Origin of the sequence: Streptomyces malaysiense, assembly GCF_000980885.2 — a bacterium.
Lineage (GTDB): Bacteria > Actinomycetota > Actinomycetes > Streptomycetales > Streptomycetaceae > Streptomyces > Streptomyces malaysiense.
In genome coordinates, this window is the sequence record NZ_LBDA02000035.1 from 1 (window position 1) to 14,618 (window position 14,618).

General features: G+C 72.8%; 14 protein-coding genes. 11 read left to right on the plus strand and 3 right to left on the minus strand.

All coding sequences use genetic code 11. The annotated features are described in order from the left end of the window. Both VT52_RS15910 and VT52_RS15915 read left to right on the plus strand, forming a co-directional pair. Window positions 1-1,281 (plus strand): PP2C family protein-serine/threonine phosphatase (locus VT52_RS15910; protein ID WP_071387452.1); only part of this gene is annotated, 1,281 nt, incomplete at its 5' end. Between the two features lie 197 nt (window positions 1,282-1,478). Next, window positions 1,479-2,939 carry an aminopeptidase P family protein gene (locus tag VT52_RS15915; protein WP_046418669.1) on the plus strand — a complete coding sequence of 487 codons (1,461 nt, stop codon included), beginning with the start codon at window positions 1,479-1,481 and terminating at the stop codon, window positions 2,937-2,939. A 94-nt stretch (window positions 2,940-3,033) separates the two neighbouring features. Here VT52_RS15915 and VT52_RS15920 read toward each other — a convergent pair whose 3' ends face one another. Together VT52_RS15920 and VT52_RS15925 are read right to left on the minus strand one after the other, a co-directional pair. After that, complete coding sequence (locus VT52_RS15920; protein ID WP_046418671.1) at window positions 3,034-3,591, minus strand: GNAT family N-acetyltransferase; 558 nt, start codon at window positions 3,589-3,591, stop codon at window positions 3,034-3,036. 22 nt (window positions 3,592-3,613) lie between these two features. After that, window positions 3,614-4,060, minus strand: coding sequence for an ATP-binding protein (locus VT52_RS15925; protein WP_046418674.1), 447 nt, complete (start codon window positions 4,058-4,060; stop codon window positions 3,614-3,616). 212 nt (window positions 4,061-4,272) lie between these two features. Here VT52_RS15925 and VT52_RS15930 point away from each other — a divergent pair, with 212 nt between their 5' ends. The 9 genes from VT52_RS15930 to VT52_RS15970 all read left to right on the plus strand — a co-directional run bounded on the left by VT52_RS15930 (window position 4,273) and on the right by VT52_RS15970 (window position 14,134). After that, window positions 4,273-5,124 (plus strand): hypothetical protein, encoded by an 852-nt coding sequence (locus tag VT52_RS15930; RefSeq protein WP_046418676.1) that lies wholly within the window; start codon window positions 4,273-4,275, stop codon window positions 5,122-5,124. Window positions 5,125-5,249: 125 nt separating this feature from the next. After that, window positions 5,250-6,020 carry a YcnI family copper-binding membrane protein gene (locus tag VT52_RS15935; RefSeq protein WP_046418677.1) on the plus strand — a complete coding sequence of 257 codons (771 nt, stop codon included), beginning with the start codon at window positions 5,250-5,252 and terminating at the stop codon, window positions 6,018-6,020. 158 nt (window positions 6,021-6,178) lie between these two features. Beyond that, window positions 6,179-6,838, plus strand: coding sequence for an SCO family protein (locus VT52_RS15940; RefSeq protein ID WP_046418681.1), 660 nt, complete (start codon window positions 6,179-6,181; stop codon window positions 6,836-6,838). Next, entirely contained in the window at window positions 6,835-7,287 is a 453-nt protein-coding gene (locus tag VT52_RS15945) for a copper chaperone PCu(A)C (RefSeq protein WP_046418683.1), read from the plus strand. The genes VT52_RS15940 and VT52_RS15945 overlap by 4 nt, the downstream gene beginning before the upstream one ends. Before the next feature lie 14 nt (window positions 7,288-7,301). Beyond that, on the plus strand, window positions 7,302-9,209 hold the full coding sequence (locus VT52_RS15950) for a copper resistance CopC/CopD family protein (RefSeq protein WP_046418686.1): 1,908 nt from the start codon (window positions 7,302-7,304) through the stop codon (window positions 9,207-9,209). An 8-nt stretch (window positions 9,210-9,217) separates the two neighbouring features. Beyond that, window positions 9,218-10,492: an iron uptake transporter deferrochelatase/peroxidase subunit gene (gene efeB / locus VT52_RS15955; RefSeq protein ID WP_046418688.1), complete on the plus strand. Its 1,275-nt coding sequence runs from the start codon at window positions 9,218-9,220 to the stop codon at window positions 10,490-10,492. A gap of 130 nt (window positions 10,493-10,622) precedes the next feature. Next, a complete protein-coding gene (gene pheA, locus VT52_RS15960; RefSeq protein ID WP_046418691.1) occupies window positions 10,623-11,555 on the plus strand; it encodes a prephenate dehydratase in 933 nt (310 codons plus the stop codon). A 507-nt stretch (window positions 11,556-12,062) separates the two neighbouring features. After that, the gene (gene serS, locus VT52_RS15965) at window positions 12,063-13,340 is read left to right on the plus strand and encodes a serine--tRNA ligase (protein WP_046418693.1); all 1,278 of its coding nucleotides are present in this window, start codon (window positions 12,063-12,065) and stop codon (window positions 13,338-13,340) included. Continuing rightward, complete coding sequence (locus VT52_RS15970; RefSeq protein ID WP_046418694.1) at window positions 13,337-14,134, plus strand: HAD family hydrolase; 798 nt, start codon at window positions 13,337-13,339, stop codon at window positions 14,132-14,134. The genes serS and VT52_RS15970 overlap by 4 nt, the downstream gene beginning before the upstream one ends. A 166-nt stretch (window positions 14,135-14,300) precedes the next feature. Here the strand turns inward: VT52_RS15970 and VT52_RS15975 are convergent, their stop codons facing one another. Then, a complete protein-coding gene (locus tag VT52_RS15975; protein WP_046418697.1) occupies window positions 14,301-14,540 on the minus strand; it encodes an SGM_3592 family protein in 240 nt (79 codons plus the stop codon). Between the last annotated feature and the right edge of the window lie 78 nt (window positions 14,541-14,618).

Consider the following 14,618-nt stretch of genomic DNA (forward strand, 5'->3'; position numbering starts at 1 on the left):
GCCCCGCACCCCCCGGTCCCCGCCCCCGGCACCCTCCTCCAGGACCGCCTCGCCGGCTGGGTCTCCGACCTCACCACGCTGCACGAACTCACCGAACGGCTCACCCGTACCAGCGCGTTGGAGCCCGCCCTCGACGAACTGCTGCGGGCCACGGCCGCCCTCGTCGGCGCCCGCCGCGGCCTCGTCGTCCTGGAGCCCGGCGACGGACTCGGCCCCCGCGCCACCCGCGGCCTCGGTCTCGGCCGCGCCGACCTCGGCCACCTGGAGACCGTGCCGCGCGGCGCGCTGCCGTACGACACCGCGGGCAGCGCCGAGATCGTCCACCCCGACCTGTTCGCCGAGGACGACCTCGACCCCCGGCACCGCGAGGTCGCCGCCCGCCTCGGCTACGCCGCCAGCTACGCCCTGCCGCTCGCCACCGACAGCGCCGGCCGCCTCGGCGCCGCCGTCTGGCTCTACGACGAACCCGCCGAACCCCATGAACGGCAGCGCCATCTCGCGGGCCTGTACGTCCGGCACGCCACCGAACACCTGGCCAGGCTGCGGGAGGTGGAGAACACCCGCGCGTGCGTCGCGACGATCACCGAGGAACTGCTGCCCTCCCGGCTGCCCCGGGTGCCCGGCGTCCAGCTCGCCGCCCGGCACCGCACCGGACCACGTGGCGGCGGCGACTGGTACGACGCGCTGCCCCTGCCGGACGCGGCGCTCGGCCTGTCGGTCGGCTCGGTCACCGGTTCGGGGCCGAGCGCCGTGGCCGCCGGCGGCCGGCTGCGCGCCTCACTGCGCGCGTACGCCGTGATGGAGGGCGAGGACCCGGTCGCCGTCCTGTCCGACCTGGAGCTGCTGCTGCGGCTGACCGAGCCCGCCCGCTCGGCCACCGCCCTGTTCGCCTACTGCGAGCCCGCGCTGCGCCGGATCACCCTGGCGGGTGCCGGACACAGCCCGCCGCTGCTGACCGGCGAGCGGCGCACCGAGTTCGCCGAGACCTCCGTCTCCGCGCCGCTCGGCATGCTCTCGTGCTGGGAGGCGCCCAGCGTGGAGATCCAGGCCGAAGCGGGAGAGACGGTTCTGCTCTACACCGAAGGGCTGCTGCACCGCACCGGCGACCGCATGGACCGCGCCTTCGCCCGGCTGCACTCGGCCGCCGCGAGCGTCCCGCGGGCGCTGCGGCAGGATCCGGGGGCCATCGCCGACCATGTGCTGCGCACGGTGCTGCCGGACGGCCCGGACGCCGCCGACGGCACGGAGGACGTGGTGCTGCTGGCGGCCCGCTTCGACTGAGCCGGACGGCACCCCCGGGCCGGCATCACCGCTCAGTGACCGGGCGGTGACCAGGCATGACGTGGCCTCCGCCCCGAATCCCGTCCCGGTACGACCGTACGATGATGGAGGTCCCCGGCTCGGACGCAGTGACCCCATCGTGGCGAGCCGCACGGACCGCCCCGGGGGAGATCACACGCCGTACCGAGGAGGAACACGTGGCCGACGAGCTCATTCCGGAGACCCCGGAAACCGAGTCCGAGGAGCCCATCAAGCAGCGGAAGAACGGCCTGTACCCGGGCGTCTCCGACGAGCTGGCCGAGAACATGCAGTCCGGCTGGGCCGACACCGAGCTGCGTGACCTGAAGCCCGTCGAGCAGGCCGCCGAGACCGCGCGCCGCCGCGCCGCGCTCTCCGCACGCTTCCCGGGCGAGCGCCTGGTGATCCCGGCGGGCAACCTGAAGACCCGCTCGAACGACACGGAGTACGCCTTCCGTTCCTCCGTCGAGTACGCGTACCTCACCGGCAACCAGACGGAGGACGGCGTCCTCGTGCTGGAGCCCGCGGGCGAGGGCCACACGGCGACGATCTACCTGCTGCCCCGCTCCGACCGCGCGAACGGCGAGTTCTGGCTCGACGGCCAGGGCGAGCTGTGGGTCGGCCGCCGTCACTCCCTCGCCGAGTCCGAGTCGCTGTACGGCATCCCCGCCGCCGACGTCCGCGAGCTGGCGCGGAAGCTGGCCGAGGCCACCGGCCCGGTGCGCGTCGTGCGCGGCTACGACGCCGGCATCGAGGCGGCCCTGACCGACAAGGTCACCGCCGAGCGCGACGAGGAGCTGCGCGTCTTCCTCTCCGAGCTGCGCCTGGTCAAGGACGCCTTCGAGATCGGTGAGCTCCAGAAGGCCGTCGACTCCACGGTGCGCGGTTTCGAGGACGTGGTGAAGGTCCTCGACAAGGCCGAGGCCACCAGCGAGCGCTACATCGAGGGCACCTTCTTCCTGCGCGCCCGCGTCGAGGGCAACGACATCGGCTACGGCTCGATCTGTGCCGCCGGCCCGCACGCCTGCACCCTGCACTGGGTCCGCAACGACGGCCCGGTCCGCTCCGGCGACCTGCTGCTGCTCGACGCCGGCGTGGAGACGCACACCCTCTACACCGCCGACGTCACGCGCACGCTGCCGGTCAACGGCAGGTACAGCGAGCTCCAGAGGAAGGTGTACGACGCGGTGTACGAGGCCCAGGAGGCCGGCATCGCCGCGGTGCGGCCGGGTGCCAAGTACCGCGACTTCCACGACGCGGCCCAGCGGGTGCTGGCCGAGAAGCTGGTCGAATGGGGCCTGGTCGAGGGCCCGGTCGAGCGTGTCCTGGAGCTGGGCCTCCAGCGCCGCTGGACCCTGCACGGCACCGGTCACATGCTCGGCATGGACGTCCACGACTGCGCGGTCGCGCGCACCGAGACGTACGTGGACGGCGTCCTGGAGCCGGGCATGGTCCTCACGGTCGAGCCGGGCCTGTACTTCCAGGCCGACGACCTGACCGTGCCCGAGGAGTACCGGGGCGTGGGCGTCCGGATCGAGGACGACATCCTGGTGACGGAGGACGGCAACCGGAACCTCTCGGCCGGTCTGCCGCGGCGCTCCGACGAGGTCGAGGCGTGGATGGCCGCGCTGAAGGGCTGAACCCGTGGCGGGACGGCGGGGTGCCGACGGGCACCCCGCCGTCCTCGTTCCCCGTCGTGTTCGTCCGCGGGTAGGCCGCCGGTCGGCCGTGCCGCTACGGGGCGCCGTCGTGCAGGACGCGCTGGAAGAGCCTGCAGTCCCGCCAGTCACCGTTGATGTGCAGGTACTTGGGCGCCGTGCCGATCGGCTCGAACCCGCACTTCATCAGCACCCGCTGCGATCGGGTGTTCTCCACCAGCGTGGACGCCTCGATCCGGTGCAGGCCCACGGTGTCCCGCGCGAGCCCGCACACCCGCGTGACGGCCGCGCTCGCCAGCCCCCGGCCCTGCCGGTCCGCGGCGACCCAGTAGCCGAGGTAGGCGCTGCAGAAGGGACCCCGGGAGATCCCCGTCAGGGTGATGGTCCCGACGATCCGCCCGTCCGTCTCCTCGAACACCCAGGGCACCACGGAGCCCTCGCCGCGCTGCCGCAGCAGCCCCTCGATCCGCTCCCGCTGCCCCTCCGGCGTGAAGAAGGCGTCCGGCCGCACCGGCTCCCAGGGCGCGAGGTGCTCCCGGTCGACCGTGTACGCCCGCGCCAGCGCCTCCGCGTCCCCGGCGCCGAGCGCCCGCAGCGTCACCCCGGCCGCCGTCTCCCCGTCGTCGATGTTCATGCCCCCACTATGCGGGGCCGGGCTACACCGCCAACAGCGGAGCGTCGTCGCGCCACTTGAGGATCTTGTCGAAGCTCACCAGCGTGCCGTGCCGGCCGGGATCGGGGCCGATGTGGACGTGGTCGGCGAGTTCGCGGATGAGGCAGAGGCCGCGGCCGTGCTCGGCGTCCGGACGGGCGGGGCGCAGTCCACGGGTGGCGAGCGGGTGCTGGAAGCCGGGGCCCGAGTCGGCCACCTCGATGCGGCACTTCTCCCCGTCGAGGTACGCGGTCACCCGGTACACCGCCGAGGTGCCGTCGTCGCCGCCGTGCTCCACCGCGTTCGCGCACGCCTCGCTGAGGGCGACGGAGAGGTCGTAGGAGATGTCCGGATCCACGCCGGCCGTCTCCATCGTGCCGATCAGGAGCCGCCGCGCGAGCGGCACACTCGCGGCCTCGCGGCGCAGATGGAGTGACCACCAGATGCTCATGCTCCAGCCTCCAGGCCGCGGCTCGACATACCGATACCTATTGCCGCCCATAGATGGCCGTAAGCACCGCGTTGACGTGACTCCGCCCATACAGCCGATGTGTCCCGGGAGGAATCAGTGTATGCGGGACGTACCCCTTCGGCCGGAAGGGGCACGTATTGCCCGGACCTGACGTAGGACTGCGCGGGGCGCGATGGGATGATGAGCCCGCCATGTCTGCCCCCCACGCGCGCACGGCGCGTCCCGGAGCCGGGCTCCGGATGCTGCGGGCCGCGGTCTTCGCCGCGGTCTGCGTCGTGCTGGCCGCGGCCGGGCACACCCTGGCCTCCTGCGCGAGCGTGCCGCTGTGGACGCTCGGCGTCGGCTTCCTCTGCTCCCTGCTGCTCGTGATCCCGCTCGCCGGACGGGCCCGCTCGCTGCCGGGCATCGCGGCGCTCCTCGCCCTCGGCCAGATCGTGCTGCACACCCTGTTCGGCCTGGGCCAGCACGGTGCGGGCATGGCCATGGGCGGGACGCCGGCGGCGGGGCAGAGCGCTCCGGGCGCTGCCGCGCTCGGCGACGCCGCCCTGGTCGAACAGGCCACCCGGCTGCTGTGCGGGGCTAACGCCGCCGCGCTCACCCCCGGCCACGCCTTCCACGTCCTGCTCACCGCCCGCCTCATCGACCGCTCGGGCCACCCCGTGGCCGGGGCCCCGCTGCCCGTGCCGCACCCGGCCGACGCCACCGGCGCCTCCGCCGCGCTGCTGCCCTCACTGCCGATGCTGCTCGGCCACCTCCTCGCGGCCGTCGCCGTCGGCTGGCTGCTGCGCCGCGGCGACCTGGCCGTACTGCGACTGCTGCGGCTGTCGGCCCACGAGGTCGCCGAGACCGCGCTCGTACGGTCCCTGCGCGCGGCGCTGGCCCTGGTGGGTGCCCTGTGCGCCGGACTGCTGACCCAGGCCGGGCCCGCCCCGCGCGCCCGTCGCGGCGACCGGGACGAGCCGCCCGCACCCGCCACCCTCGCACTCCAGCACTCGGTGATCCGGCGCGGTCCGCCCGCCGCCGGACTGCGACTCGCCGCCTGACGCGACGCGCCCGCCCCTGCCCCGGGACAGTTCCGGGATCCGGAGAGACGGCCGCCGTCGCGCGGCCCGCGCGCACCCGCGCGCCCTCCTTCCCGACCGGAACTCTCATCAGGAGTGCTCCTGCCATGCAGGCTTCCCAGCTCGTCCCCGGCATCGCCGGCCGTCTCGCCACCCGCCGTACGGCCGCCCGTGTCACCGCCGGTGCCGCCGTCGCCGGCACCGCCGTGCTCGCCCTGTCCGCTCCCGCCTTCGCGCATGTGACCGTGCAGCCCGAGGGCGCCGCGGCCAAGGGCGGCTACGCGGTCGTCGACTTCAAGGTCCCCAACGAGCGTGACAACGCCTCGACCACCAAGGTCGAGGTGACCCTCCCCACCGATCACCCGCTGGCCTCCGTCATGGCCCAGCCCGTCCCGGGCTGGAACGTGCAGCTCACCAAATCCAAGCTCGCCGAGCCGCTGACCGTGCACGGCGACAAGATCGACCAGGCCGTCACCAAGGTCACCTGGACCGCCGACGGCAAGGGCATCGAGCCCGGCTACTTCCAGAAGTTCCCGCTCTCCGTCGGCGCCCTGCCCGACAACACCGACCAGCTGGTGTTCAAGGCGCTCCAGACGTACTCCGACAAGGAGGTCGTGCGCTGGATCCAGGTGCCGCAGGAAGGCCAGGACGAGCCGCGGAACCCGGCCCCGGTGCTCCAGCTGGCCGCCGCGGCCGACGAGCACGGCACGGCCACCGCCCAGGGCGCGTCCGACGACAAGAAGGAGGACACGGCCGCCGCCCCGGGCTCCGGCGACAGCAGTGACACCACCGCCCGGGTGCTCGGCGTCGCCGGCATCGTCGTCGGTGCCGCGGGTGTGGCCTACGGCATCCTCGCCGGCCGGCGCCGCACCGCCTAGGGTCTTTCGTTTGGGTCAGGCCGGATCAGCGAGCCCGGCATGATCCGAACGAGAGGCACTAGCCCCACCGTTCCGCGGCGCGCGCCGGGGCCGTGCCAGGCTTGGCCCCCGTACGACCCCGGCGCGCGCCGGAGTTCTCACATCTGGGACATTTCTCTATGCGCAAGAAGACGTTCGCCGCGGCCGCGCTGCTCGCCGCCGCCACCCTGGCCCTCTCCGCCTGCGGCAGCCAGGACGCCACCAGCCAGTCGCCGGTCTCCGCGGTCTCGCAGGACTCGGGACGACTCGGCCCCGCCACCGTCCTCGACCAGCCCTGGGACAAGCCCGGCCTGGTCCTCACGGACACCCACGGCAAGAAGTACGACCTCCGCAAGGAGACCCAGGGCCACCCGACCCTGCTCTACTTCGGCTACACACACTGCCCGGACATCTGCCCGACGACGATGAGCAACATCGCCGTCGCCGCGCAGAAGTCGCTGACCCCCGCCCAGCGCGACGATCTGCGGGTCGTGTTCGTCACCACCGACCCCGGCCGCGACACCCCGGCCGCGCTCGGCAGCTGGCTCAAGGGCATCGACCCGCGGTTCATCGGCCTGACCGGCGACTTCAAGACCGTCCAGGCCGCCGCCCGCTCCGTCGGAATCTCCGTCGAGGCGACGAAGAAGGACAAGAACGGCAAGCTCGTCTCCGTGCACGGCACCCAGGTCATCGCCTTCTCGCCGAAGACCGGCGGCGGGTACGTCCTGATGAGTGACAGCGCCACGGTCGACGACTACATCAAGGACCTGCCCAAGCTCGTCCGGGGGGCCAAGCCGTGAACCGCCGTCCCCTCGTCCTGGCCACGGCACTCGCGGGCGCGCTGGCTCTCGCGGGCTGCTCCGGCTCGGGCTCCTCGAAGGCCGAACTGTCGGTGAGCGGCTCCTACATGCCGCAGCCCGTCTCCGCCGACATGGCCGCGGGCTTCCTGACGATCACCAACAAGGGCGGCACGAAGGACGAGCTGACCTCGGTGAGCAGCCCCGCCGGCCAGGTCACCATGCACAGCACCATGGGCGGCGAGATGCGGGAGCAGTCCTCCTTCGCCATACCCGCCCACGGCCGGCTCGTCTTCAGAAGTGGTGGCAACCACCTGATGTTCGAGCAGCTCCGGCACCGGCCGAAGCAGGGCCAGACGGTCACCCTGAAGCTCACCTTCGCCAAGAGCGGCCCCCTCACCGTCGAGATGCCGGTGAAGTCCGCCACGTACCACCCGACGACCGGCAACTGAGGGAAGGGACCACCGTGACCCGGACCACCGCCCCCCGCCCGCGGACCCTGGTGCTGCTGTTCCTCGCCGCCCTGGGCGCCCTGCTCGCGGGCGCCGCACCGGCCTCCGCCCACGCGGCGCTGACCGGCAGCGACCCCGCGCAGGGGGCGGTGGTCCAGCAGCCGCCCGCCCAGGTCTCGCTCACCTTCTCCGAGAAGGTCGCGATGAACGGCGACTCGCTGCGCGTCCTCGATCCCAAAGGCAGGGCCGTCCAGACCGGCGCCCCCGGCAACGTCCGCGGAACGACGTACGCCGTGCGGCTCAAGGGCGGCCTCGGCAAGGGCACGTACACGGTCACCTACGAGGTCGTCTCCGCCGACAGCCACCCGGTGGCCGGCGCCTACACCTTCTCCATCGGGGCGCCGTCGCGGACCGTGGTCTCCGGCACCGGACCGACCGTGGGCGGCGGGGTCGTCGGCGGCCTCTACCAGGTCGGACGCTACGTGTCGTACGCCGGTTACATCGTGCTCGTGGGCGGCGCGGCCTTCGTGCTCCTGTGCTGGCGCCGCGGCGCGGGCGTACGGGCGCTGCAACGGCTGGTCGTCGGCGGCTGGCTGGCGCTGACCGCGGCCACCCTGTGGCTGCTGCTCCTGCGCGGCTCGTACACCACCTCCGGGAAGGTCGCCGACGTCTTCGACCTCGGGCTGCTCGGCCAGGTGCTGGAGACCAAGCCGGGGGCCGCGCTGGTCTCCCGGCTGCTGCTGCTCGCCGCCGCCGCGCTGTTCATCGCCGTCCTCTTCGGCACGTACCAGCGGCGCGAGGAGGGCACCGAGAAGCGGGACCTGACCTTCGGGCTCGGGGCCGGGGGCGTGGTCGTGGCGGCCGGGCTCGCGACCAGCTGGGCGATGTCGGAGCACGCCTCCGTGGGACTCCAGCCGGGCATCGCCATGCCGGTCGACGTCGTCCACCTGCTCGCCGTCGCCGCCTGGCTGGGCGGGCTCACGGCGCTGCTGGCCGCCCTGTACCGGGCACCCGCCGGGACACCGGTCGAGGCCGCAGCCGTGCGCCGCTTCTCCCGGCTGGCCTTCGGCTCCGTGGTGGCCCTCGTCGCCACCGGCGTCTACCAGTCCTGGCGCCAGCTCGGTTCCTGGTCCGCCTTCACCGACACCCGGTACGGGCAGCTGCTGCTGGCCAAGATCGCCCTGGTTGCGGTCATGGTGGGCCTCGCGTCCGTGTCACGGCGATGGACGGGACGGCTCGTGGACCAGGGCGCGGAAGGGAAACGGGCCACCGGCGACGCGGGGGCCGAGAAGGCGTCGGTCAGCGCGGCGAAGGCGACCGCCGGCCCCGCTGCCGAGGGCTCCGGCGACTCCCGCCGCGCCGCCCAGCTCGCCCGGCAGCGGGCCGCGATGGACGCCGCCCGGCGAAAGCGGCTCCGGGACGGCGACGTGGGCCGCTTCGGGCTGCGTCGCTCGGTGCTCGCCGAGGCCGCCGTCGCGGTCGTCCTGCTCGCCGTCACCACCGCGCTGACACAGACCGAGCCGGGCCGCACCGAGCAGGAGGCCAAGGCCGCCACCGGCACCGTCACGGCACCCGCGAACGGCAGCCTGTCCCTGAGCCTGCCCTTCGACACGGGCGGCGCGAACGGCAAGGGCGTGGTCGCCCTCGACATCGACCCCGCCCACGCGGGCGCCAACTCCCTGCATGTCTTCGTCCGCAAGCCCGGCGGACAGCTCTTCGACGTCCCCGAGCTGAGGATCGCCCTCACCCTGGAGGCTAAGAAGATCGGCCCGCTCTCCGTGACCCCCGAGCACATCACCACCGGCCACTGGTCGGCGGACGGGGTCCAGATCCCGATGGCCGGTGACTGGAAGATCGACGTCACCGTCCGCACCTCCGACATCGACGAAGTGACCGTCTCCAAGAACGCGCAGATCGGCTGAACCACACCATGACCGAGCAGTCCACCCAGCAGGCCCGTACCCCCGAGGCCCCGGCGTCCGAGGCCCGTTCCGGGGGTGTCTCCCGGCGCGCCCTGCTCGGCACCGCGGGTGCCACCGGGCTGGTGCTCGGCACGGCGGGCGGAGCCGTCGGATATGCCGCCGCGCCCGCCCCGGCGACCCCGCTCACCTCGGTGGGCTCCGACCGCGCGATGTTTCACGTGAAACACCAGCCCGGCATCACCGAGGACCTCCAGGCGTGCGGCCATCTCATCGCCTTCGACCTGGCGGCGGGCGCGGGCCGGAAGGAGGCGGCGGCCCTGCTGCGCCGCTGGTCGGCGACGGCCGAGCGGCTGATGGCGGGCGAACCGGCCCCGCACGGCGACACCGACGTGGCCCGGGACGCGGGCCCCTCCTCGCTGACGGTCACCTTCGGCTTCGGGAACAGCTTTTTCACCCGCACCGGCCTGGAGAAGCAGCGGCCCACCGCCCTCGATCCGCTGCCCGACTTCTCCTCCGACCACCTGGACAAGGCACGCAGCGACGGCGATCTGTGGGTGCAGATCGGCGCGAACGACGCCCTGGTCGCCTTCCACGCCCTGCGCGCGATCCAGAAGGACGCCGGTGCGGCCGCGCGGGTGCGCTGGCAGATGAACGGCTTCAACCGCGCCCAGGGCGCCACCGCCCGCCCGATGACGGCCCGCAACCTCATGGGCCAGATCGACGGCACGGGCAACCCGAAGCCGACGGACGCCGCCTTCGACAAGCAGATCTTCGTGCCCGCCTCGGGCGAGCCCACGTGGATGGCCAACGGCTCCTATGCCGTCGTGCGCCGGATCCGAATGCTCCTGGACGACTGGGAGAAGCTGTCGGTCGCCGCCCAGGAGCAGGTCGTCGGGCGCCGCAAGTCGGACGGGGCGCCGCTGACCGGGGGACACGAGACGTCCCCGATGGAGCTGGAGAAGACCGACGCCAAGGGCGACTACGTGATCGCGCTCAACGCGCACGCGCGGATCACCCGGCCGGACAAGAACGGCGGGGCGGCGATGCTGCGGCGGCCGTTCTCGTACCACGACGGCATCGGCGCGGACGGGGTGCCGGACGCCGGGCTGCTCTTCGTGTGCTGGCAGGCGGACCCGCTGCTCGGTTTCGTGCCGGTGCAGCGCAAGCTCGACCGGGGTGACGCCCTGACCCGGTTCATCCGGCACGAGTCGAGCGCGCTGTTCGCGGTGCCGGGCGGGGCGGCGAAGGGCGAGTACGTGGGGCAGCGGCTGCTGGAGGGCTGAGCCGGGGCTCGCAGATCCCTCAGCCGACTCCCCCTCGGCTCCGCGGATTCTCCATTCCCAAACCACCCGGTCGAGTGGTCATCTTGAGACGCCTGAGCTACGACGGCCCGCGGCCATTAGGGTGAGGACCATGCCAGCGAGCTATGCGTATCTCGGTCCCGAGGGCACCTTCACCGAGGTGGCCCTGCGGACGCTGCCGGAAGCGGCCACCCGGGAGCTGACCCCGTACGTGTCGGTGCAGTCCGCGCTGGACGCGGTGCGGGCCGGCGAGGCCGAGGCCGCGTTCGTCCCGATCGAGAACTCGGTCGAGGGGGGCATCACCGCCACCCTGGACGGCCTGGTCGCGGGCGAGCCGCTGACGATCTACCGCGAGGTGCTGCTCTCCATCACCTTCGCGCTGCTGGTCCGGCCGGGCACCCGGCTCACCGACGTCAAGACGGTCTCCGCCCACCCCGCGGCCCAGCCGCAGGTGCGCAACTGGCTGAGGGCGAACCTCCCGGACGCCGTCTGGGAGTCGGCCGCCTCGAACGCCGACGCGGCCCGGCTGGTGCAGGAGGGCCGCTACGACGCCGCCTTCGCGGGCGAGTTCGCCGCCGCCCGGTACGGCCTGGAGGCCCTGGAGACCGGGATCCACGACGCGGAGAACGCGCAGACCCGGTTCGTGCTGGTCGGCCGTCCGGCCCGGCCCGCCGCGAAGACCGGCGCCGACAAGACCTCGGTGGTGCTCTGGCAGCGCTCCGACCATCCCGGCGGACTGCGCGATCTGCTCGGCGAGTTCGCCTCGCGCGGGATCAACCTGATGCTGCTCCAGTCCCGGCCGACCGGCGAGGGCATCGGCAACTACTGCTTCTGCGTGGACGCCGAGGGCCACATCTCCGACCGGCGCATGGCGGCGGCCCTGATGGGCCTGAAGCGGCTCTGCCTGGAGGTGCGCTTCCTCGGCTCGTACCCGCGCGCCGACATCACGCCGGACGAGGTGCGCGCCGTGGGGCCGGGGACCTCGGACGAGGAGTTCATGCGGGCCGCGGACTGGGTGGCGCGCTGCCAGGACGGCCGCTTCTAGTTATCCACAGAAGTTATCCACAAGCGCAGTTCTCGACCTGGGGACAAGTCGACAGTCAAGCGCGATCCGGTCGACAAATCGCCCCACAGCGCACAGACGGGGTGACCTTCGCCTGACTCACCCTTCGTCCACCTGTTTCCTTTGGTTCATCTTTTGGAGCGACCGTTTTCCACCCGAAAGTGGGTGTCGCTCCACTTTGGCCGGGGAATTCTGCAAGTCGGTCGACGGATCCGGAGTGATCAATTCCCGCATCCACAGAACTTCCCCACACCCTGTGGATAACTCTCCGCCGGGTGTGGATTTCTGTGGACAACCGGGCCGCCAAGTCCCGCCCTCCGCAAGGAAATCGAGTCAACCGAGCGCCCGGGACTTGCTCCGTCCCAGGGAGTGAGACACTTTCCCTTGACACGCTTGGCAATTAGCGCATAACGCACCGTAAGCCGCAAATCAAAGCGCGCCGTAATAGTGATTCGTGAGCGGCCTCCCCACACCGGTAGCCTTGGGCCTGTGATTGACCTTCGCCAGCTCCGTGAGGACCCCGACCGTGTGCGCGCCTCCCAGCGCGCCCGTGGAGAGGACGTCGCGCTCGTCGACTCCCTCCTGTCTGCCGACGAGCGGCGCAGGTCCTCCGGCGTCCGCTTCGACGAACTGCGCGCCGAGCAGAAGCAGCTCGGCAAGCTGATCCCCAAGGCCGGTGCCGACGAGAAGGCCGAACTGCTCAAGCGTGCCGAGCAGCTCAAGGCCGACGTCAAGGCCGCCGACGCGGAGCGCGACGCGGCCGACACCGAGACCCACGAGCTGCTGCTGCGGCTCGGCAACCTCGTCCACCCCGACGTCCCCGTCGGCGGCGAGGAGGACTTCGTCACCCTGGAGACGCACGGCACCGTCCGCGACTTCGGTGCCGAGGGCTTCGAGCCCAGGGACCACCTGGAACTCGGTCAGCTGCTCGGCGCGATCGACGTCGAGCGCGGCGCCAAGGTCTCCGGCTCCCGTTTCTACTTCCTCACCGGTGTCGGCGCCCTGCTGGAGCTGGCCCTGGTGAACGCGGCGATGGCCCAGGCCACCGCGGCCGGCTTCACCCCGATGCTGACCCCGGCGCTGGTCCGCCCGCAGTCCATGGCCGGCACCGGCTTCCTCGGCCAGGCCGCGCAGGACGTGTACCACCTCGACAAGGACGACCTCTACCTGGTCGGCACCTCCGAGGTGGCCCTCGCGGCGTACCACATGGACGAGATCCTCGACGCCGACAAGCTGCCGCTGCGCTACGCGGGCTTCTCGCCCTGCTTCCGCCGTGAGGCCGGTTCGCACGGCAAGGACACCCGGGGCATCTTCCGCGTGCACCAGTTCGACAAGGTCGAGATGTTCTCGTACGTCGACCCCGAGGACTCCCAGGCCGAGCACCAGCGCCTGCTGGCGTGGGAGAAGCAGTGGCTGTCCTCGCTGGAGCTGCCGTTCCGCGTGATCGACGTCGCCTCCGGTGACCTCGGCTCCTCGGCCGCCCGCAAGTTCGACTGCGAGGCGTGGATCCCGACGCAGGGCAAGTACCGCGAGCTGACCTCGACCTCGGACTGCACCGAGTTCCAGTCGCGCCGGCTGTCCATCCGCGTCCGCGACGGCAAGCAGGTCAAGCCGCTCGCCACGCTCAACGGCACGCTGTGCGCCGTACCGCGCACCATCGTGGCGATCCTGGAGAACCACCAGCTGGCCGACGGCTCCGTCCGGGTCCCCGAGGTGCTGCGCCCCTACCTGGGCGGCCGGGAGGTCCTGGAGCCGGTGGCCAGGTGAGCTTCCCCTACGGGCTGGTCGCGACCGACCTGGACGGAACGCTGCTGCGCCCCGACGGGTCGGTCTCCCGGCGCACCCGTGACGCGCTCACCGCGGCCGCCGCCGCGGGCGCTGCGCACATCGTCGTCACCGGCCGCGCCGTCCCCTGGACCCGTCATGTCCTCGACGACCTCGGCTACGACGGCCTCGCGGTCTGCGGCCAGGGCGCCCAGGTGTACGACGCCGGGGCGCACCGCCTGCTGACGTCCGTCACCCTGGACCGTCAGCTGGCGGCGGTGGCACTGGCCAAGATCGAGGCGGAGGTCGGTCCGCTGCACCTCGCCGCGAGCCGTGACGGACTGGACGGCGAGGTGCTCGTGGGGCCCGGCTACGCCGTCGCGGGGCCGCTCCCCGCGGTCCCCTTCACCGACGCGTCCGATCTCTGGGCCGCGCCGCTGAACAAGATCTACATCCAGCATCCGACGCTGGGCGACGACGAGCTGGCGGAGGCTGCCCGGCAGGCGGCCGGCGGCTTCGTCTCGGTCGCGATGGCCGGCGCGGGCATCGTGGAACTCCTGCCGCTCGGCCTCTCCAAGGCGACGGGGCTCTCCCTGGCCGCGCGCCGCCTCGGTCTCAAGGCCACGGACACGATCGCCTTCGGCGACATGCCGAACGACATCCCGATGTTCGGGTGGGCCTGCCGGGGCGTGGCCATGGCCAACGCCCACGAGGAGCTCAAGGCGGTGGCCGACGAGGTGACGTCCTCGAACGAGGAGGACGGGATCGCGGCGGTGCTGGAAGGTCTGCTGGCGTAGGCCGTCCGGCCCTCCGCCCTACGGCTCCCCGCGGTGCGGCTTCCCGCCGTCGCGTCTCCCGCCGTCCGGCGTCCCGCGCCGCCGACCACGGCTCCGTCCGTGGCCCGTCGCGCCCGCGGGGGGGGCGTCCCGACGTGGCCCGCGCTCCTCGCGGGGCGCCGCGGGCTCACCGCCGCCGACGCCACCCCCGCCGCCGTACCTTGCTGAAGAACCACCCCGCCGGCGGCTCGTCGGAGCGCCAGGGCTGGGGCTGTGGGGCCTCCGCGCGCCAGCGGGCGGCCAGCATCCGGGCGCGGGCGGACGGCTCGGAGGCCTCGGCGGCCCGCACGAAGTCCTCGTCCAGGACCAGCCCCTCGAAGGCGTCCCCCGCGGACGCCCCGCCACCCCCCGTTGTCTCCTGTGCCATCCCCGGCCTCCTAGCCGTACATCACGATCTGCCCAGTGTGCCCGGCCGGGGGTGAAGTCCCCGTCAAAGATCGGGGAC